18 protein-coding genes (1 of these 18 cut by a window edge) are annotated in these 18,927 nt (G+C 65.9%); 9 read left to right on the forward strand and 9 right to left on the reverse strand.

Going from position 1 to position 18,927, the window contains the following annotated elements; translation table 11 throughout:
• Positions 1–23: 23 nt before the first annotated feature.
• From QP164_RS02870 to hppD, 4 genes are all read right to left on the reverse strand, one after another.
• Positions 24–389 (reverse strand): Rieske (2Fe-2S) protein, encoded by a 366-nt coding sequence (locus tag QP164_RS02870; RefSeq protein ID WP_333922061.1) that lies wholly within the window; start codon positions 387–389, stop codon positions 24–26.
• Entirely contained in the window at positions 386–1,030 is a 645-nt protein-coding gene (gene maiA / locus QP164_RS02875; RefSeq protein WP_333922062.1) for a maleylacetoacetate isomerase, read from the reverse strand. The genes QP164_RS02870 and maiA overlap by 4 nt, the downstream gene beginning before the upstream one ends.
• A complete protein-coding gene (gene hmgA, locus QP164_RS02880; RefSeq protein WP_333922063.1) occupies positions 1,027–2,364 on the reverse strand; it encodes a homogentisate 1,2-dioxygenase in 1,338 nt (445 codons plus the stop codon). Before hmgA ends, maiA begins: the two co-directional genes overlap by 4 nt.
• A gap of 201 nt (positions 2,365–2,565) precedes the next feature.
• Positions 2,566–3,636 carry a 4-hydroxyphenylpyruvate dioxygenase gene (gene hppD / locus QP164_RS02885; protein WP_333922064.1) on the reverse strand — a complete coding sequence of 357 codons (1,071 nt, stop codon included), beginning with the start codon at positions 3,634–3,636 and terminating at the stop codon, positions 2,566–2,568.
• A gap of 78 nt (positions 3,637–3,714) precedes the next feature.
• Between hppD and QP164_RS02890 the strand changes: the two genes are divergently transcribed.
• Positions 3,715–4,215 (forward strand): MarR family winged helix-turn-helix transcriptional regulator, encoded by a 501-nt coding sequence (locus tag QP164_RS02890; RefSeq protein ID WP_333922065.1) that lies wholly within the window; start codon positions 3,715–3,717, stop codon positions 4,213–4,215.
• Here the strand turns inward: QP164_RS02890 and QP164_RS02895 are convergent.
• Positions 4,170–5,045, reverse strand: coding sequence for a LysR family transcriptional regulator (locus tag QP164_RS02895; protein WP_333922066.1), 876 nt, complete (start codon positions 5,043–5,045; stop codon positions 4,170–4,172). The two genes, QP164_RS02890 and QP164_RS02895, sit on opposite strands and share 46 nt — an antisense overlap.
• Before the next feature lie 93 nt (positions 5,046–5,138).
• On the opposite strand from QP164_RS02895, the gene QP164_RS02900 reads away from it, so the two are divergent.
• Both QP164_RS02900 and QP164_RS02905 read left to right on the forward strand, forming a co-directional pair.
• Positions 5,139–7,247: a malate synthase G gene (locus QP164_RS02900; RefSeq protein WP_333922067.1), complete on the forward strand. Its 2,109-nt coding sequence runs from the start codon at positions 5,139–5,141 to the stop codon at positions 7,245–7,247.
• Positions 7,247–7,774 (forward strand): gamma carbonic anhydrase family protein, encoded by a 528-nt coding sequence (locus QP164_RS02905; protein ID WP_132738353.1) that lies wholly within the window; start codon positions 7,247–7,249, stop codon positions 7,772–7,774. The genes QP164_RS02900 and QP164_RS02905 overlap by 1 nt, the downstream gene beginning before the upstream one ends.
• A gap of 31 nt (positions 7,775–7,805) precedes the next feature.
• Here the strand turns inward: QP164_RS02905 and QP164_RS02910 are convergent, their stop codons facing one another.
• The gene (locus tag QP164_RS02910) at positions 7,806–9,968 is read right to left on the reverse strand and encodes a TonB-dependent receptor (protein ID WP_333922068.1); all 2,163 of its coding nucleotides are present in this window, start codon (positions 9,966–9,968) and stop codon (positions 7,806–7,808) included.
• Between the two features lie 165 nt (positions 9,969–10,133).
• Positions 10,134–10,922, reverse strand: a complete 789-nt coding sequence (locus QP164_RS02915; protein WP_333922069.1) for an N-formylglutamate amidohydrolase — start codon at positions 10,920–10,922, stop codon at positions 10,134–10,136.
• A 16-nt stretch (positions 10,923–10,938) separates the two neighbouring features.
• On the opposite strand from QP164_RS02915, the gene QP164_RS02920 reads away from it, so the two are divergent.
• From QP164_RS02920 to QP164_RS02930, 3 genes are all read left to right on the forward strand, one after another.
• On the forward strand, positions 10,939–11,856 hold the full coding sequence (locus QP164_RS02920; RefSeq protein ID WP_333922070.1) for a transglutaminase family protein: 918 nt from the start codon (positions 10,939–10,941) through the stop codon (positions 11,854–11,856).
• A gap of 26 nt (positions 11,857–11,882) precedes the next feature.
• Positions 11,883–12,716, forward strand: a complete 834-nt coding sequence (locus QP164_RS02925) for a transglutaminase-like domain-containing protein (protein WP_333922071.1) — start codon at positions 11,883–11,885, stop codon at positions 12,714–12,716.
• Positions 12,717–12,804: 88 nt separating this feature from the next.
• Positions 12,805–13,155 carry a hypothetical protein gene (locus QP164_RS02930; RefSeq protein WP_398456556.1) on the forward strand — a complete coding sequence of 117 codons (351 nt, stop codon included), beginning with the start codon at positions 12,805–12,807 and terminating at the stop codon, positions 13,153–13,155.
• Between the two features lie 145 nt (positions 13,156–13,300).
• On the opposite strand, the gene QP164_RS02935 is transcribed toward QP164_RS02930, so the two are convergent.
• Entirely contained in the window at positions 13,301–14,029 is a 729-nt protein-coding gene (locus QP164_RS02935; RefSeq protein WP_332754993.1) for a Crp/Fnr family transcriptional regulator, read from the reverse strand.
• Between the two features lie 181 nt (positions 14,030–14,210).
• Complete coding sequence (locus QP164_RS02940; RefSeq protein WP_333922072.1) at positions 14,211–14,951, reverse strand: arylesterase; 741 nt, start codon at positions 14,949–14,951, stop codon at positions 14,211–14,213.
• Here QP164_RS02940 and QP164_RS02945 point away from each other — a divergent pair.
• From QP164_RS02945 to QP164_RS02955, 3 genes are all read left to right on the forward strand, one after another.
• The gene (locus QP164_RS02945) at positions 14,950–15,648 is read left to right on the forward strand and encodes an ABC transporter ATP-binding protein (RefSeq protein ID WP_333922073.1); all 699 of its coding nucleotides are present in this window, start codon (positions 14,950–14,952) and stop codon (positions 15,646–15,648) included. The two genes, QP164_RS02940 and QP164_RS02945, sit on opposite strands and share 2 nt — an antisense overlap.
• Positions 15,645–18,143, forward strand: a complete 2,499-nt coding sequence (locus tag QP164_RS02950; RefSeq protein ID WP_333922074.1) for an ABC transporter permease — start codon at positions 15,645–15,647, stop codon at positions 18,141–18,143. The genes QP164_RS02945 and QP164_RS02950 overlap by 4 nt, the downstream gene beginning before the upstream one ends.
• Before the next feature lie 108 nt (positions 18,144–18,251).
• On the forward strand, positions 18,252–18,927 hold the 5' portion of the coding sequence (locus QP164_RS02955; RefSeq protein ID WP_333922075.1) for a YihY/virulence factor BrkB family protein. The gene runs 470 nt beyond the window's last position; the window shows 676 of its 1,146 coding nt (coding positions 1–676); its start codon is at positions 18,252–18,254; the stop codon falls past the right edge of the window.

An 18,927-nucleotide genomic window follows, 5' to 3' on the forward strand; every position in this document is an offset into this window, starting at 1 on the left:
CTTAGCGCAAGTCGCCCGCCGCGTCAGCCTGCGGTGACGATCATCCCGTCGACCACCGCGACCGGCCAGGGCGTCAGCCGCGTTCCCCCGCATGGTCCGCCGACGCACGCGCCACTGTCGATCTCGAATAGCGCGGAGTGCCAGCTGCACGCGATCAGGTCGCCGCGCGGGGTGAGATAGTCGTCGAGCACCTGCGCGAGCGGCAGGCCCATGTGCGGGCAGCGGTCGACATAGCCGAACACCGCGTCGTCCTTGCGCACGACGAAGCCGTGGAAGCGCCCGGCACGCATCTGGAGTACAAAATTCCGCGCCTTGCCGTCGGCAATCGCGTCGAGCGGCGCGAGCTTTATCCCGCCCGGCGTGGCTGTCAGCCGTTCGCCGTCGCTCATGCGCGGTCGGCGTCCGGCTGCCGATCCGGATGCGCGGCGGCAAAAGCGGGGAGGGCGCGGGCCTTGTCGGCGGCGCTCTTGAGATGCGGATAGGGCGAGAGATCGACCGCGAACCGCTCGGCCGAATAGACCTGCGGCACCAGATGGCAGTCGGCGATCGTCGGCGTCGCACCGAACGCGAAGCCGTCACCGTGCCGCGCGACCAGCGTCTCCAACGCAACGAACCCGTCGCCGATCCAGCCTGCGATCCAGCGGTTTATCGCTGCCTCGTCCGCCCCGAACTCGGTCCGCAAGGCGTTAAGGATACGGAGGTTGTTCACCGGGTGGATATCGCACGCGATCGTCGACGCCATCGCGCGAACGATCGCCCGACCATCCACACCGACGGGGAGCAACGGTGGCTCGGGATACGCCTCGTCGATCCATTCCAGGATCGCAGGGCTCTGCGTCAGGACTGCATCGTCGGTCTCCAGCGCCGGAACGAGCCCCTGAGGATTGAGCATCCGATACTCGGGCTCGCGTTGCGCGCCGGTGCGGAGATCGTGCGCAACCTGTTCGTACGCGATCCCCTTCAGCGCCAGCGCGATCCGGACGCGGTAGGCGGTGGTCGAGCGCCAATAGCCGTGTAGCGTGAGGCTCACTTCGGCAGGACCGCCTTCGGAAAATCCGACCAGACCGCGTCGTAATCAAGCTGCGAATGCTCCAGCGCATAGGCGGTCGGCTTGTACGGCCAGCAGCTCTCCAGCATGAACGCCATGGTCCCGTCGATCTTGTGCGGCTTCAGGTCGGCCGCACTTGCACCCTGCCAACTCGCGAGATCGGGTCCGTGGCCGGACATCAGATTATGCAGCGAGATGCCGCCCGGCGCGAACCCCTCGGCTTTCGCATCATACGCGCCGGTGATGAGCCCCATCGCCTCCGACATGACGTTGCGGTGGAACCACGGCGGCCGGAACGTGCCCTCGGCGACCATCCAGCGCGGCGGGAAGATCACGAAATCGGCGTTCGCGCGACCGGGCACGTCACTCGGCGAGGTCAGCAGCGTGAAGATCGACGGATCGGGATGATCGAAGCTGACCGTGTTGATCGTGTTGAATCGCGACAGGTCATAGCGCCACGGCGCGAGATTGCCGTGCCACGCGACGACATCGAGCGGCGAGTGATCGAGCGTCGTGGTCCACAGCGAGCCCATGAACTTCTGGACAACCTCGACCGGTTCGTCGCGATCTTCGAACCACGCGACCGGCGTCTCGAAATCCCGCGGGTTGCCGAGCCCATTGGCACCGATCGGGCCGAGATCGGGCAGGCGGAACAGAGCGCCGTGGTTCTCTGCGACATAGCCGCGCGCTTCGCCATCGGGAAGTTCGGCGCGGAAACGGACACCGCGGGGGATCAGCGCGATCTGGCCGGGCGCGATATCGATCCGTCCGAGTTCGGTCAGCAACCGGAGCCGTCCAGCCTGCGGCACGAACAGCAGTTCGCCGTCCGCATCCATGAACACGCGGTTGGTCATGTCGGTGTTGGCCGCGTAAACGTGGAGCGCGACGCCTTCGAGATCGGCGGGATCGCGGTTGGCGAGCATCGTCGTCATGCCGTCGATCAGGTCGGTCTTCGGGGCGGGCGCCTCGATCGGATCCCAGCGCAGGCGGTTAGGCGCGAGCGGCGCATCGGTGGTGCCGGGCGCGAACCGCTTTGCACCGGTGTAGCGCTCGAACGGCGGATGCTCCGCGGTCGGGCGCATGCGGTAGAGCCAGCTACGGCGGTTCTCGTGACGCGGCGCGGTAAACGCGGTGCCGGAGAGCTGCTCGGTATAGAGGCCGAACGCGGGGCGCTGCGGCGAATTGCGCCCGATCGGCAGCGCGCCGGGGATCGCCTCGGTCGATACGTGGTTGCCGAAGCCGGGCCGATACGCCGCGCCGTCTTCGATCTGGCCGGCGGTTTCATTGGCTGCGTCGACTGGCTGGTGGATTGTCATGGCTTCCTCTCCTTCACCTGTTCCGATCAACGCCCGAACCGCCGGCCGTTCAAACTCTTTCTGTCCCTCTCCCCTCGGGGGAGAGGGAGGGAGACGCGCACTTGCGCGGTGGAAGGGTGAGGGCACGTGCTGGCGTAGCCCGTGCCCTCACCCTCGGCGCTGACGCGCCTATCCCTCTCCCCGAGGGAGAGGGCTTAGAACTTACGCGTCGACCGTGATCACCCCGCGACGGATCTGATCCAGCTCGATGCTCTCGTACAACGCCTGGAAATTGCCGTTGCCGAAGCCTTCATTCCCCTTGCGCTGGATGATCTCGAAGAAGATCGGCCCGAACATGTTCTCGGTGAAGATCTGCAGTAGCAACCCCTCCTCGCCGACATTGCCGTCGATCAGGATGCGGTTGCGGCGCAGGCGTTCGAGGTCGTGGCCGTGGTTCGGCACGCGCTTGTCGACCAGCTCGTAATAGGTCTCGATCGTGTCCTGCAGCTTGACGCCGCGCGCGCGCAGCTTCTCGACCGTCTCGAAGATATCGGCGGTGGTCAGCGCCAGATGCTGGATGCCCTCGCCGTTGTAATCCTTGATGAATTCCTCGATCTGGCTCTTGTCGTCCTGGCTCTCGTTCAGCGGGATCCGGATCGCGCGGTCGGGCGCGATCATCGCCTGGCTGAACAGGCCAGTTGCCTTGCCCTTGATGTCGAAATACTTCTGCTCCTCGAAGCCGAAGATCTGGCCGTAGAACTCAGCCCACGTCCGCATCTGGCCACGCTTCACATTGTGCGTGAGATGGTCGAGCAGGTCGAGCCCGACGTTGTTCTCGGCTTCCGCTTCGGCCGCGCCCGGAACCGCGTTCCAGTCGTCATACAGGCTGCCGGCCGCGCCGTGCTTGTCGACCAGATACAGCAGCGAGCCACCGATCCCCTCGAGCACACAGCTACCATCGCCCAGCGCACCCATGCTAGCATCGGCCGCCTTGGCGCCGCGGGCGAGCGCCGCGTCGAACGCTGCCTTGGCGTCATGAACACGGAACGCCATGCCGCTGGCCGACGGACCATGCGCCGCGCGGAATGCCGCCGCATGGCCACCGTCCTCGCGGTTGAGCAACAGGTTGATGCGGCCCTGCTTATAGCGGATGACGGCCTTGGTCGGGTGGGTCGAGGCGGCGACGAAGCCGAATTGCTCGAACTGCGCGGCCATCCGGTCGGGATCGGGCGAGGTGAACTCGGCGAACTCGAACCCGTCGAGACCCATCGGGTTTACGTCCATATGGTCCATGACTCGATCCTCAAATTGGTATCTGTTGTTACCAATCTGGCGGGTTGAACAACTGGTGTCAATCGTTACGATTTTGATATGCCCAACTCCGATGCCACCCGCGCACTCGTCCTGGACGATTTCATCCCGTATCGCCTGTCGATCACCTCGAACCTCGTCAGCGAGGCAGTGGCGGATACATATGAGGCGCTGTTCGGGCTGACGATCCCGGAATGGCGGCTGGTGGCGGTGGTCGCCGAGGCGGACGGCATCACGCAGCAGCAGGTCGGGCAGCAGACGCGGATGGACAAGGTCACGGTGAGCCGCGCGGCGATCGCTTTGGTCGAGCGCGGGCTTATGCAACGGCATGCGAACCCGGAGGATCGGCGATCGCATCTGCTGCGACTTACGGACGACGGCCACACGCTCTATGCGTCAGTCGCACCGAAGGCGCTCGATCTGGAGCGGCGGATCTTTGCCGGGTTCTCAGGCGCGGAGGTCGAGCAGTTCGTCGTGATGCTGAGACGGATCGATGCGGTGACGATCGACCTCGTTCAGGAATCCCACGGCGGCGTTGGCGACCAGAGGCCGCGCAGGTAATCAAGCAGTGCGGACGTGCCCGACGACACGGCACCACGAGCATGCACCGCGTAAATCCCGACGTCCGCAGACCCGGCGAGTTCAGGCAAGACGCGGACGAGTCGGCCGCTCGCGAGATCAGCGCTCACATCCCAGAGAGAGCGCAGCGCGATGCCAACGCCGGCCAGTGTGAGCTCGCGCACGACTTCACTGGAATTGGTCGCGACGTAGCTCGGGCGGTCGATCGTAACTTCGCCTTCTGGTCCGGTAAGCCGCCACGGCATCTGGCCCTTTGCTGCAAGCAGGCGGTGTTTCGTGAGATCGGCCACGTCCCGTGGCGCCACGTAGCTCGGTGCGGCGCAGAGAACGCGGCGGCTGTCGGCCAGACGATAGCCGGTCAGGCTCGGCGGTATGGCAGGCGCGATCCGGATCGCGAGGTCGAGCCGGTCGCCGATGACGTCGGCAAAACCGTCGGACAGGTCGAGGTCGAGTTCGATCGCAGGGTGCGCGTCGAGGAACGGCTTCAGGTGTGGCGCGATGTGCAGACGCCCGAACGAGGTCGGCGCGCTGACCCGCAATGGCCCCGCCGGCGTCTCGGCGCGGTCCGACACGCGCGCCTCGGCGTCGCGGATCGCGGCGAGGATTTCCACCATGTCGCGGTGATACGCCGCGCCCCGCGCGGTTAGCTCCAGCCGCCGTGTTGTCCGGTTGAGCAACCGCACGCCCAGCCGCGCTTCCAGCCGCGCGATCCGTTTCGACACCATCGCGGGCGAGATGCCGAGCGATCGCCCCGCCGCACTTAGGCTGGCCGTGCGGACGACTTCGGCGAAGAGGACGATGTCGGGATCCATTCGTTCTCCAGGCGATCAACAGCTTTCGCTTTATAGTGCCTAGTGGCGAAGGTGGCGCGCGTCTATCGTGCCGGCAGAGCATAGGAGAGCAGCATGGCCGAGATGATCGAAAAGGCAGGTCTGAAGATCGCCGCATCGCTCGTGGACTTCATCGAGACACAGGCGTTGCCGGGGACGGGTCTCGATGCCGCCGCGTTCTGGCAAGGCGTGTCCGATATCTACGCCCGGTTCGCGCCGGAGAACGCCGCGTTGCTCGTTGTCCGCGACGACCTACAGGCGAAGATCGACGCGTGGCACGAAGCCCGCGCCGGCAAACCGATCGACCAGATGGAGTACCAGGCGTTCCTGCGCGAGATCGGCTATCTGGTCGACGAGCCCGCGCCCTTCGCAGTTGCGCCGAGCAAAGTCGATGCGGAGGTCGCCTCGCTCGCCGGCGCGCAACTGGTGGTGCCGATCCTGAATGCGCGCTTCCTGCTCAACGCCGCGAACGCGCGCTGGGGAAGCCTGTACGACGCGCTCTACGGCACCGACGCCATCCCCGGCGCGGCGTCCGGCAAGGGCTATGACCCGGCGCGCGGCGCGCAGGTGATCGCATGGGCGAAGGCATTCCTCGACAATGCCGTGCCGCTGGCTAGCGGGTCGTGGACCGACTGGACCGGTGGCACGCCGCAGCTTGCCGAGCCGAGCCAGCTCGTTGGGCATGCAGGCGACAATATCCTGTTGCGTCACAACGGCCTGCACATTGAACTGGTGATCGACTCTCAGCATCCGATCGGGCGCGACGACCCCGCGAACCTCGCCGACGTGGTTCTCGAATCCGCGCTCAGCACGATCGCCGACCTGGAGGACTCGATCGCCGCTGTCGATGCCGAGGACAAGGTCGCCGCCTACGCCAACTGGCTCGGCCTGATGAAGGGCGACTTGACCGCAAGTTTCGAGAAGCGCGGCCGCACGGTCACGCGCGCGCTCGAACCGGACCGGCAGTACACCGCCCCCGACGGCAGGGCGTTCACGCTCCCCGGCCGCAGCCTGATGTTCGTCCGCAACGTCGGTCACCTGATGACGACGCCCGCGATCCTGCTCTCTAACGGCAATGAGGCACCCGAAGGCATCCTCGACGGCATCGTCACGTCGCTGGTCGCGCTCCACGACCTGAAAAGCACTGGCCCCATTCGCAACAGCCGGGCGGGCTCGATCTACATCGTCAAACCGAAGATGCACGGCCCCGACGAGGCCGCCTTCACAAACCGGCTGTTCGACGCGATCGAGGATCTGCTCGGCCTCGCGCGACACACGATCAAGGTCGGCGTGATGGACGAGGAGCGTCGCACCTCCGCCAACCTCGCCGCGTGCATCGCCGCGGTGAAGGACCGCGTTGTGTTCATCAACACCGGTTTCCTCGATCGCACCGGCGACGAGATGCACACCTCGATGCGGGCGGGACCGATGATCCGCAAGGGCGACATGAAGGCCTCGTCGTGGATCAAGGCGTATGAGGATCGCAACGTCCAGATCGGGCTCGCCTGCGGGCTCAGCGGCAAGGCGCAGATCGGCAAGGGAATGTGGGCCGCGCCCGACCGTATGGCGGACATGCTCGCGCAGAAAATCGCGCATCCGATGACCGGCGCGAATACCGCCTGGGTGCCGTCGCCGACCGCGGCCACGCTGCACGCGACGCACTACCACCGCGTCGACGTGTTCGCGCGGCAGGCGGAGCGCAAGGCCGAGCCGATCGAGTCGCTCGATGCGCTGCTGACGATCCCGGTCGCGACCGGGCGCAACTGGCAGCCCGACGAGGTTCGCGAGGAACTGGAGAACAATGCGCAGGGGATCCTCGGCTATGTCGTGCGCTGGGTCGACCAGGGCGTCGGCTGTTCGAAGGTGCCGGACATCCACGACATCGGCCTGATGGAGGACCGCGCGACGCTGCGGATCAGTTCGCAGCACATGGCGAACTGGCTGCTCCACGGCATCGCGACGCCTGGCGAAGCGGATGCAGCGCTGCGACGGATGGCGGCGAAGGTCGATGCGCAGAATGCGGGCGATCCGCTGTATCGGCCGATGGCGGGGCACGAGGACGAGAGCCTGGCATTCCAGGCCGCCCGCGCACTCGTGTTCGATGGCCTGACGCAGCCGAGCGGCTATACCGAGCCGCTGCTCCACGCGTTCCGCGCGCGGGCAAAGGAAAGGGACGCTGCCTGATGCCACTCTATGCGATCGAGGGTAAACGACCGACTTTGGCGGACGACGTGTGGGTAGCGCCGTCCGCCGACGTGATCGGCGACGCACAATTGGGCGAGGGGGCGAGCGTCTGGTTCGGCGCGGTGATCCGTGCGGACAACACCCCGATCCTCGTCGGCGCGCGGACCAATATCCAGGAGGGTGCGATGCTGCATTCCGATCCGGGTGCGCCGCTCAGCATCGGTGAAGGCTGCACGATCGGCCATCACGCGATCCTCCACGGCTGCACGATCGGCAACAACGTGCTGGTCGGGATGGGGGCGACGGTCCTCAACAACGCGGTGATCGGTGACGATTGCCTAATCGGCGCGAATGCGCTGGTGACCGAGGGGAAGGTGTTTCCGGCCGGGAGCCTGATCGTCGGAGCGCCGGCCAAGGCGGTGCGGGACTTGCCGCCCGAAGCGATTGCCGGCCTTAGGACGTCGGCCGCAGCCTATGCGGCCCGACAGCGCGTCTATGCCGAAGGGCTCGAACGGATAGACGACTAGGGGCCAGCGCATCGCGCCGGCCCCAGTCACCTTAAAGCCCGAAGCGCAGCGTCGCGCGGAAATCGCGGCCGGCGAGCGGTGCGAAGTCCTTCAGGAAGCTGGTCGCGCGACGGGCGTTCACGTCGAACAGGTTGTTCGCGCTCAGCAGCAGGGTCGTCTTTGAATCCTTGCCGAACGGGCTGAGGCCGATCGAGGCGTTGACCATTGTATAGTCGTTGGTCTTCGTCTCGAACGCGGCGATGCGGTTCTGGTCGAACACATGCTCGACCTCGACACGCCCGTTGATCCGGTCGCCCTGCGCCTCGATCCCGCCGAGCACGCGCATCGGCGGAATGCGCGGGACGGGGCCCTGGTCGACGATGTTGGCATGCACGTAATCGCCCAGCACGTCGGCGTTGACCGCATAGCCGCTGATCTGCGCCACCTTCACCGAAGCATCCGCCTCGAACCCGTAATAGCGGGCGTCGGCCTGCTGATACTGGAAGCAGGGCAGGTCGACCACGCGGCCCGACGGATTGGCCGCCGCCTGGCACACCGACGCCGCGACCTGATTCTCCGAGATATAGTTCGAGAACCAGTTGTAATAGGCCGACGCGTCGAAGCTGAAGCCGTCGCCGTGCGCGTGCAGCGTGCCTTCGAGGCCCCAGGACTTTTCCAGCTTGAAGTCGGGATTGCCGAGTTCATACGCCTGCGTGCCGGCATGCGCGCCGTTCGCGAACAACTCCTCGGCCGACGGCGCACGCTCGGTCCGCGATCCGTTCAGCCCGACGCGGATGCTGTCGGTCAGCGCATAGGACGCACCGAGCGAGCCCGATACCGAATGATAGCTCTGGCTCCCCCGGAAGAAGCGCAGATCGTCCTCGGGCGTCCGCGCGGCGAGATCGGTGATCTCGTAGCGCACGCCACCCTCGGCGTGGAACTTGCCCGACTCATACTGCTGGAGCGTGAACAGGCCGGTCTGGTTGGTCTCGTTCTTCGGCAGGAAGGCCTCGTCGCCGACCACGTTGAAGATCCGGTTGTAGAATTGCACGCCCGACGCGCCCTGCCAGCCGCCGCGGTTCGCCTGGACGACTTCGAGGCGCCCTTCGAGGCCCTTGTTATAGAACGCGGTGCCGACCGAATTGTCTTCTTCAAGCTCGAAGTGGCGATAGCTCGCCTGGCCTACACGGACACGGATCTTCGAAAATACGTCGCCGCCAGTGTCGATCTCGCCGCGCAGATCGACGCGGTTCTGAACGACGTCGAGACGCGGTGCCTCCTGCTCTTGGCCGGCTTGCGTGGCGTAGCGGATGGGCACGCCGTACAGGCTGTCGTAATGGCTGTACGACACGCCGAGGCTGCCATTGTCGGTGATGATCGATGCGCCAGCGCCCGCCGTCCAGGTCTCGGCCTGCGTATTGGGAAGCTTGCCCTTCAACTGCGCCGATGCGGCATAGTCGATCGGATCGGCCTCATTCGGGTCAACCGGCAGGGCGGCGGTTGCCAGCGCCTGGGCGCGGGCGTCGCGCGAGAGGATGTATCCGCCGGTGCGCAGGTCGCCCGACTTGAGGTACGAGCCATCCGCATGCAGCACGAGATGCTGGCCGACCGCGACGTCGCCGGCCATGCCGCCCGACCGCTCGTTCGCCGCCGAGCCATAATTGGCGATCCCGTTCAACCGGTAGCCGTTCTCGGGCACCGACCGCGGGATGCGTGTGTCGATGACGTTGACGACGCCACCAACCGCCGACGTGCCGTAGAGCAGCGCGCTGGGCCCGCGCAGGATTTCGATACGCTCGGCGAGCAGCGGGTCGATGATGACCGCGTGGTCGACCGATGTGTTCGACACGTCGATCGAGCCGATCCCGTCGGTCAGCACGCGGATACGGTCACCCTGGAAACCGCGCAGGATCGGACGCGAGGCGCTCGGCCCGAACGACGACGCGGACACGCCGGGCTGGCGTGCGAGCGTCTCGCCGAGCGACGGACGCAATTGGCGCGTGAGTTCCTGGCCGGTCAGCACCGTCGTACCCTGCAACACGTCGCGCTCGCTGGTCTGGAGCGGCGCAGTGACGATGATGTCGCGCTGGTTGGTCGAGCCGACCGATGCCGGAGTAGGGGCGGGGGTCGTGGTATCCGTGGCGACCGTCTGGGCGTGAGCCTGAGGGGCGAGGAGCGCAGCCAGGGCGGTGGCGCCGAACAGCATCGTCTTCATGAAATTCCCTTATCGTCGTCGGGGTATCGTCCCTGTACAACTCGTTGGGTAAATTTGATGATACATCATATCAAGTGACAATTTTGCCATGTACGCCTTTGGTCATCGCGCTGTTACCGCAATGCAACACAGATCAAGACCTGCGCAACGAGACGGGTCACTCGGTCAGACCAGCGCCTGCGCCACCGGCAGCACCCGGGCCAGCCGCTCGGCCCACGCCGCACATCCCTCGCTCGACCCCAGCAGATCCTGCCGAACCTCGATCTCCGCATAAAGCCGCCGCTGCGGATACGCATGACGCGGGATGGTATAGTCGATCAGGTCCATCCGGTACGGTTCGTTGTCGCCCACCACTAGATCCGCCTCGTCGCGCAACACGTCGAGCAGTGCATGCGCGAACGCGGTGTTGCCGCCGTCGTGCAGGATGCCGATATGCCAGGGCCGCGCCTGATCCCGCAACGCGCCCTTCATCGCCGGCGTAAAGCTGTGCAACGCGACCAGCACCGTCGTCATCCCCGCCGCATCGCGCCGCGCGATCTCCGCCTCGACCGCGGCCTGATACGGCGCGTGGATCTCGGCGAACCGCGCGGCGCGATCGACCTCACCAAGCGCAACATTCCCCGGCACCACGGTTCCGTCGCTGATCTCGGCGATCAGATCCGGCTGGCTCGGGCTGCGGTTGCAGTCGATCACGAGCCGCGAATAGGTCTGCCGGACGAACACCGCGTCGAGCTTGTCCGATAGCAGCGCGCCGAGTTCGCCGATGCCGATGTCCCAGCCGATGTGCCGCGCCAACTCCGCGTCGCTCAGGCCCAGCGACCCCAGCGCCTTCGGTACGGCATTTCCCGCATGATCGCCGATCAGCAGGAACGATGACGCGCCTTTGGGGTTGACCACCACGACCGGTGCGGCATCTTCGGTCCCAAGCAGCGTTTGGCTGGCAGTGCTGTTCATGCGACGTGGATCCTCGATGCCATCTCTAACGCTCTCTCATGTAACCAAATACTCGTATCGCCAACCGGTTGCGTTCGGCGAGCACAGGATCATGGTCCGGCCGCGCGAAAGCTACGACCAGCATCTGATCGACACGCAGCTCACGATCACTCCGGAGCCCTCCGACGTCCGTTGGCTGCACGACGTGTTCGGCAACGCGGTCGCGATCGCTACGTTCGACAAGCGCGCCAAGGACCTCGTGATCGACAGTCGCGTCCGGCTCGATCACACCCCCGCCGAACTCCAGAACGTCGATATCGAACGCTACGCGCGCTTCTATCCGTTCACCTATTCGTCGGAGGAGATGCCCGACCTGCTCCGCTCGATCGAGCGCCAGCATCATGATCCGCTCCGCGAGATCGACAGCTGGGCACGGCGGTTCGTCGCGCCGGGCGGGCAGACCGATACGCTCGCCATGCTGTCCGAGATGACCGCGGCGATCAAGCGAGAGTTCACCTATGTCCAGCGTCCCGAAAAGGGCACGCAGTCGCCGATTGAGACGCTCGCCAAGCGCAAGGGCACTTGCCGCGACTACGCGATGCTGATGATCGAGGCGGTCCGCGCGCTCGGCTTCGCGGCACGGTTCGTATCGGGCTATGTCTACAATCCGACGCGTCGAGAGCATCGCACCGGGGGCGGCAACACGCATGCCTGGGTCCGCGTCTATATTCCCGGCTCGGGCTGGGTCGAGTTCGATCCGACCAACGGCATCGTCGGCAACCGCGGGCTCGTCCGCGTCGCCGTCGCGCGCGACATCTACCAGGCGGTGCCCGTCTCCGGCACCTGGAGCGGCTTTCCCGGCAGCTTCCTCGATATGAGCGTGTCGGTCGACATCACCGTCGACGAAGACTCGGACGAGGCCTCCGACCACCACCAATCATCACACACTGCGTGACCAATGGCGCGACAAGGGGGACATCGATGCTGATCCGGGCTGGCTATGACATTCGTTTCGAAACCGACGTCGAAACCCCGATGCTGGCGATGCTCAGCGTGCATCCGTCGCGCAACAAGGATTTCGTGACCCCGCACCGGATCGCCGCCGATCCCGACGTGCCGACCTATGATTATCTCGACGCCTTCGGGAATGTCTGCACGCGGTTCACGGTGCCGAGCGGCGGTTTGACCCTGTCTTGCGACTTCACGATCGAGGACAGCGGTCTGCCGGATCCCGTCTCCCCCGACGCGGTCCAGCATGCGGTGCAGGATCTTCCCGACGACATCCTGATCTACCTGCTCGGCAGCCGCTATTGCGAGACCGATCGCCTGTCGGAGACCGCCTGGTCGCTGTTCGGCCACGTTCCCGCCGGCTGGCAGCGCGTCCAGGCGATCGTCGACTTCACGCATAACCATGTCGAGTTCGGCTATCATTTCGCGCGCTCGACCAAGACCGCGTGGGATGTGTATCAAGAACGCCAGGGCGTCTGTCGCGACTTCGCGCATCTTGCCGTTACACTGTGCCGCTGCATGAACATCCCCGCACGCTATTGCACCGGGTATCTCGGCGACATTGGCATCCCGCCGGTCGATGCACCGATGGACTTCTCTGCATGGTTCGACGTGTATCTCGGCGGCACGTGGCACACGCTCGACGCGCGCCACAATCGCCCGCGGATCGGCCGGATCCTGATGGCGCGGGGGCGCGACGCCACTGATACCGCGCTCACCACCAGCTTCGGCCCCGCGCGTCTGGTCGGGTTCGACGTCCACACCGACGAGGTCGAAGCGCTAGGCCGGGTCGAACAGGCGGATTAAACCGGCTATGCTTTAAGTTAGGCCTTGTCGCATGTAGCGCGTTGGGCCTAACGGCACCGATCCCCTAACTTATGCTGCGATGCACAACATGACCTCGACCCCAGACCAGTCCGCCCCATCCCAGTCTGCCCCGTCCAACGCAAACGCGTTGCTGCTGCAGGCGATCGCGCTGCGCCAGTGCATTACCGCGACCTATAACCGGATGGTCTGCACGCTGGCACCGCACATCCTCTACACCAAGCATGACGACGTGTTCGTCGACGCGATCACGCTAGAGCGCGACGGTCAGCCGCCCAAGGAGATCAAGCTCGGCACGTTCAAGCTCGCCGGTCTGAAGGATATCGAGGTCATCGATCGTCCGTTCGTCCCCGACGCGATCTTCAACCCCGGCGACATCAAATACGACCGCGTCACCCTGTTCGTCGTCGACCGCACCTGAAACTGCACTAACGATCCTCCCCCGCCAGGGGGAGGTGGCAGGCGTCAGCCTGATGGAGGGGAGGCAAGCGAAACGCCTGCTCCATGTCCTCACCCTCCGTCACCTTCGGCGACACCTCACCCTGGCGGGGGAGATCGGAATTTCCCTAAGCCGCAGGCGGCAACCACGCCGTCTCGATCTCGCCATAGCGATCGGTGAACCCGGTCGCCGCGACCAGCGCCGCCTCGTCGACGATCCGCACCCGCCGCCCGGTCCGCTCGATCACGCCGCTCTTCTCCAGCGCGCGGATCGTGCGGTTCACATGCACCTTGGTCAGCCCCAGCGCATCGCCGATATCGGTCTGTGTCAGCGGCAGGTCGAATGAGTCGACGATCCCGCCCGCCGTCACACGCAACCGCGCCATGATGTCGAGCAGCAACGTCGACAGCCGCTCGCTCGCGCCCATCCGTCCGATCGTCGTCAGCCGGTCGCTCATCGCGACGTTTTCCGCCGCGGCGATCGCATACAGCAGCCCGGCGATCCGCGGTTGCGCGCGGAACAGCAGCCCGAGTTCGGTCTTCGGCAATTCGATCACCCAGCAATCCGAGATCGCGGTCAGCGTCGCCGCTGCCTGCGACCACGCCATGCTCGACGTGCCGATCAGGTCGCCCGCATAATGGAACCGCAGGATCTGCCGGCCGCCGGTGATCAGCTTGGTCGAGGAGTGCAGCCACCCCTGGCGCACGACGTACAGCGCATGGCTCTCGCCACCTTCCGCCATCAGGATGTCGCCGGCCTTCAAGCGCCGTTCGCCGCGCTCGGCCCGCGTGATCGCGTCACGCTCCGCATCGGTCAGGTCGAGATGTCGACCAAGCCGTGCGATCAAACCGCTCAATTGCATTGCATCGCCCTGTGTGTCCTAGCCCTCTGTATCCCTCATGTCGGCGTTGCACCAACCGCGCCCCCTGCGAAAGGGGGAATGCGAGGCACACGATACGACGACGCTAGACGATGCTGCGATGGCCCCGCCAGCCGCTTGCGATCCGAACACAGAGCCGTGCACCAAGTGTTTCCGATCATTCGGCCTTTTTCAAAGCATTCTCGACGACCGGTGCGACACGGGCAGCAATCTTGTTCACGCCGTTTTGATTGGGATGGACATGGTCCGCCTGCATCAACTGCGCGTTGCCGATCACGCCGTCTAGAATGAACGGATACAGGGTCGTATCATAGCGCTTCGCAAGATCTGGCCATATCGTGTTGAACTGCGATGAAAAGTCAGGTCCGAGGTTAGGCGGCGCCATCATTCCCGTTAGCATGACCGGAATGCCGCGCCGCTTCGCCTCGTCGAGCATCGCGGTCATGTTCGTGCGCGTCTCGGCCGGCGAAATCTGCCGCAGCACGTCGTTGCCACCGAGTCCGATCAACACGAGGTCCGGTTTGCGCTTTATGTTGTCGAGCGCGAACGCGAACCGCTGCCGTCCCGCCGCGCTGGTATCGCCCGATACCCCGGCGTTTACGATCGTCGCGTTGATACCGTCCTTGCGCAACCGGTTTTGCACCGCATCCGGCAGGCTCTGCCCGCGATCGAGGCCGTAGCCGGCATACAGACTGTCCCCGAATGCAAGGATCAGGCGCTCGGGACCCTGCGGCGCTGGGGTCGCAGCAACCGGCGCGACCACGTTCGTCGCGGGCGGCGGGGCAGGGACTTCGGGTGTCCGATCGCAGCCGACCAGCAACCCCGCTTGGAGAAGCGCCAGTCCGCCCCCATAAAGAGGCCAGCGTCGCATCTGTTTCTCCAAGATATTGGTCTCCATGTCCGAACCTGCTTCCGCCGATATGGTGATCTCGGCGCGCGATGTCACGCTGACACTCGGCGCATCGACTGCCGCGACGACGATCCTCAAGGGCATCGATCTCGATATCGCCCAAGGTACCAGCGTCGCGCTGCTCGGGCCCTCGGGGTCTGGCAAGTCGTCACTGATGGCGGTGCTCTCCGGCCTGGAGCGCGCGACCAGCGGCCGGGTCGAAGTCGCCGGGCTTGATTTTGGCAAGCTCGACGAAGACGCTCTGGCCCGCGCGCGGCGTGGACGCATCGGGATCGTCCTCCAGGCCTTCCATTTGCTGCCGACGATGACCGCGCTCGAGAACGTCGCCGTGCCGATGGAACTGGCCGGGATGCCCGACGCGTTCGATCGAGCGGAAGCCGAACTCGCGGCTGTCGGCCTCTCGCATCGGATCGGCCATTATCCGACCCAGCTTTCCGGCGGCGAGCAGCAGCGCGTGGCGATCGCCCGCGCACTCGGCCCACGCCCCGCACTCGTTTTCGGCGACGAACCGACCGGCAACCTGGACGCCGCCACCGGGGCATCTGTCATGGACCTGTTGTTCGATCGTCGCGCCGCGACCGGTGCCACGCTGATTATCATCACTCACGATCCGGTACTCGCCGCGCGCTGCGACCGCATCGTCGAACTAGCCGACGGCCGGATCGCCGCGGATCGCCTGCGGTGAGCGAATGGCGGCTGGCGTGGCGGCTTGCCCGTCGCGAACTCGATCTTCGCTTTCGCGGGCTGCGGCTGCTGCTCGCCTGCCTGTTCCTCGGCGTCGGCGCGCTGGCCGCGATCGGCAGCCTGACGCAGTCGATCGACGCCGAGCTTGCTTCCCGCGGCAGCGCGATCCTCGGCGGCGATGTCGAGTTCGGGACGTCGCAGCGTGCCGCGACGCCGGAAGAGCGCGCGGCAATGGCGCGGCTCGGCACAGTGTCCGAGACCGTCCGCATGCAGGCGACCGCCATCCGCGGCACCAACAGCGTGCCGGTCCAGCTCAAGGGCGTCGACGCGGTCTATCCGCTCTACGGCACGCTCGCCGTACAGGGTGGATCGGTCGCGAAGGTCGACGATCCCAAGGCGATCTGGATCGTCCCGGCCTTGGCGCAGAGGCTAGGCGTTGGGCGCGGCGCGCGCGTACGGCTGGGGACCGCGGACTTCACCGTTGCCGGCGTGATCGCGAATGAACCCGACCGGCTGGGCGAAGGCTTCACGCTCGGCCCCGTCGCGATCGTCTCGATAGCAGGTATAGCGCGGACCGGTCTGGTCCAGCCCGGCAGCCTTTACGAGAGCAAGTACCGCGTGCGCCTGTCGCCAAGCGCCTCGCCGACGACCGCAGTGGATCGGTTCAAGGCGGCATTCCCCACCGGCGGCTGGGAAACCAAGACGCGTGACCGAGCCGCGCCTGGCGCCGAGCGCTTCGTCGATCGCATGGGGCAGTTCCTGTTGCTGGTCGGGCTGTCCGCACTCGTCATCGCCGGGATCGGCGTCGGCAACGGCGTGTCCTCCTACCTCGCCGCCCGCCGCAGCAGCATCGCGGCGTTGAAGGTGCTCGGCGCGACGTCCGGCCTAATTGCCAAGATCTACCTCCTCGAAGTGGCGGTCGTGGCGGCGATGGGGATCGTTCTTGGTATGGTCGCGGGGGCGGTGACGGTGCCGTTGATCGTCTGGCTCGCAGGCGACGTTCTGCCGGTCGCGCCGCGCTTCTCGCTCCAGTTGGTCCCGCTCGCGCTTGCCGCCGCCTATGGCATGCTGATCGCGCTGGCCTTCACCGCGCCACCCCTGATCGAGGCGGGCAGCATTCCCGCGGCGGGCTTGCTCCGCGGTGTCTTCGGCAATCGGTCGGTCCCTTTACGCCGGACCTTGCCCTGGGTCCTCGGTGCCGGAGCCGCGATCGTCGCGCTCGCGCTGTCGACCGCGGACCAGCCAGGCCTCAGCGCTGGCTTCCTCGCGGCGGTGGCGGGCGTGCTGCTGGTATTGGCGGCGTTCGGCTGGGCGGTACGCAGAGTCGCCGCAGCTCTTCCCCGTTCGCGCAAGCCGTTGCTCCGGCTCGCCATCGCGGGGCTCCACCGCCCCGGTGCGCGGACCGGCACTCTGGTCGTTGCGCTGGGGCTCGGCCTGACACTGTTCGTCCTGCTCGCCGGCATCCGCACGAGCATCGCCGCGAACATAGAGCTCACCGTACCCAAGCGCGCGCCGGCGCTGTTCGCCTTGGACGTTCCGCCCGACCGCGAGGCTGAGTTCCGGCGGACCATCGAAGGCGTCGCTATCCACCCGGTCATCCGCACCGTGCCCGCGATGCGCGGTACGATCACCGGCTACGGCACGACGCGTGTCGCCGATCTCAAGACGCTGCCCGACGGCGCCTGGGCTTTACGCGGCGAACGCGGGCTCACCTATTCTGCAACCTTGCCCGAGGGTAGCGAACTCACGGCCGGTCGGTGGTGGCCGCGTGACTATACGGGTCCGCCGCTGGTCTCGATCGACGAGCGACTGGCCAAGGTGCTCGACCTCAAGATCGGCGATCCGCTCACCTACACCTTGCTCGGCGTCGAGCGGACCGCGCACATCGCGTCGTTCCGCCGGATCAGCTGGGATACGCTCGGGTTCAACTTCGTGATGGTGTTCTCGCCCAATGCGATCGAGGACGCGCCGCATAATCTCGCCGCGACGATCGAGCTCGCGCCGGGGCAGGAAGCACCCGTCATGCGAGCATTGCTCCCGCGCTTCCCCTCGGTATCGGTGATCGAGGTTCGCGGCGTGCTTGGCCAGGTCCGCGATATCGTCTCGCAGATGGCGACCGCGATCACCGCGGCGGCGTCGGTGGCGATCCTTGCCGGGATCGCGGTGCTGATCGGCGCGATCGCGGCGGCGCGAGCGGCACGGACCTATGACGGCGTGATCCTGCGGACGCTCGGCGCGACGCGGCGACAGGTGCTCGCGGTGCAGGCGCTCGAATACGCGTTCCTGAGCATCGTGTTGTCGGTGCTCGCCCTTCTCCTGGGGCTCGGCGGGGCGTGGTATGTCATCACGCAACTCTTCAGTTTCGAATGGCGGCCGGATTATGGGACGGTGTTGGCTACGTTGCTGGGTGGTGCCGGGTTGACGATGGCGATCGGCTTGATCGGCGCATGGCCCATTCTCGGCGCGCGGCCGGCACAGGCGTTGCGGCAACTCTGACGGCACGTTTGCGTCCGCGCGGCGTTGGGCCGGAATATACCGGGACCGAGGGGCAAGACGCTGAGCAGTGAAGTACGATCCGAGAACGAGGCCACCAGCCCCTGGTCGATGTCGGCTCGCGAATGGTGGAAGGTCCTGAAGCGCACCTGGGCCGAGGGGAACGACGACAATATCGGCCTGATCGCGGCTGGTACTGCGTTCTACGGGTTCGCTGCGATCGTCCCGCTGCTGGCGTCGGTCGTCCTGATCTACGGTCTGGTTGCCGATACCGCCACGGTGGTTGCGAACATCCGCGCGCTGTTCAACGTTTTGCCGGAGGACGCCGCCCGCGTGATCGGCGACCAGCTCGCGACGGTCGTCAACACGTCGGAGGGCAAGAAGGGTTTCGGCCTCGTGATTGCGCTAGGCATCGCGCTGTATGGCGGAACGAAGGGCGCATCGTCGATCGTCACCGCGCTCAACATCGCTTACGAAGAGAAGGAGACGCGCGGGTTCATAGCGCTGAACCTGCTCGCCTTCGCAATAACTGGGGGTGCCGTTTTGCTGGCCTTGGTCGCCGCACTGTCGACCGCGGCATTCGCACTTCTCGATAGCCTGATTCCGGGTGCTCCCGAGATCCTGTTGCTGGCGATCCGTCTTGTCAGCTACGGCGTGCTTGCCTCGTTGGGCGTCACCGCGGCCGCCTGCCTGTACCGGTTTGGTCCCAATCGTCACAAGGCTAAGTGGGCGTGGCTGACCCCCGGATCGCTGGCCGCGACGGTGATATGGCTGGGCGCGACGATCG

This window comes from Sphingomonas sp. LR59 (assembly GCF_036855945.1).
In the GTDB taxonomy this organism is placed as follows: domain Bacteria; phylum Pseudomonadota; class Alphaproteobacteria; order Sphingomonadales; family Sphingomonadaceae; genus Sphingomonas.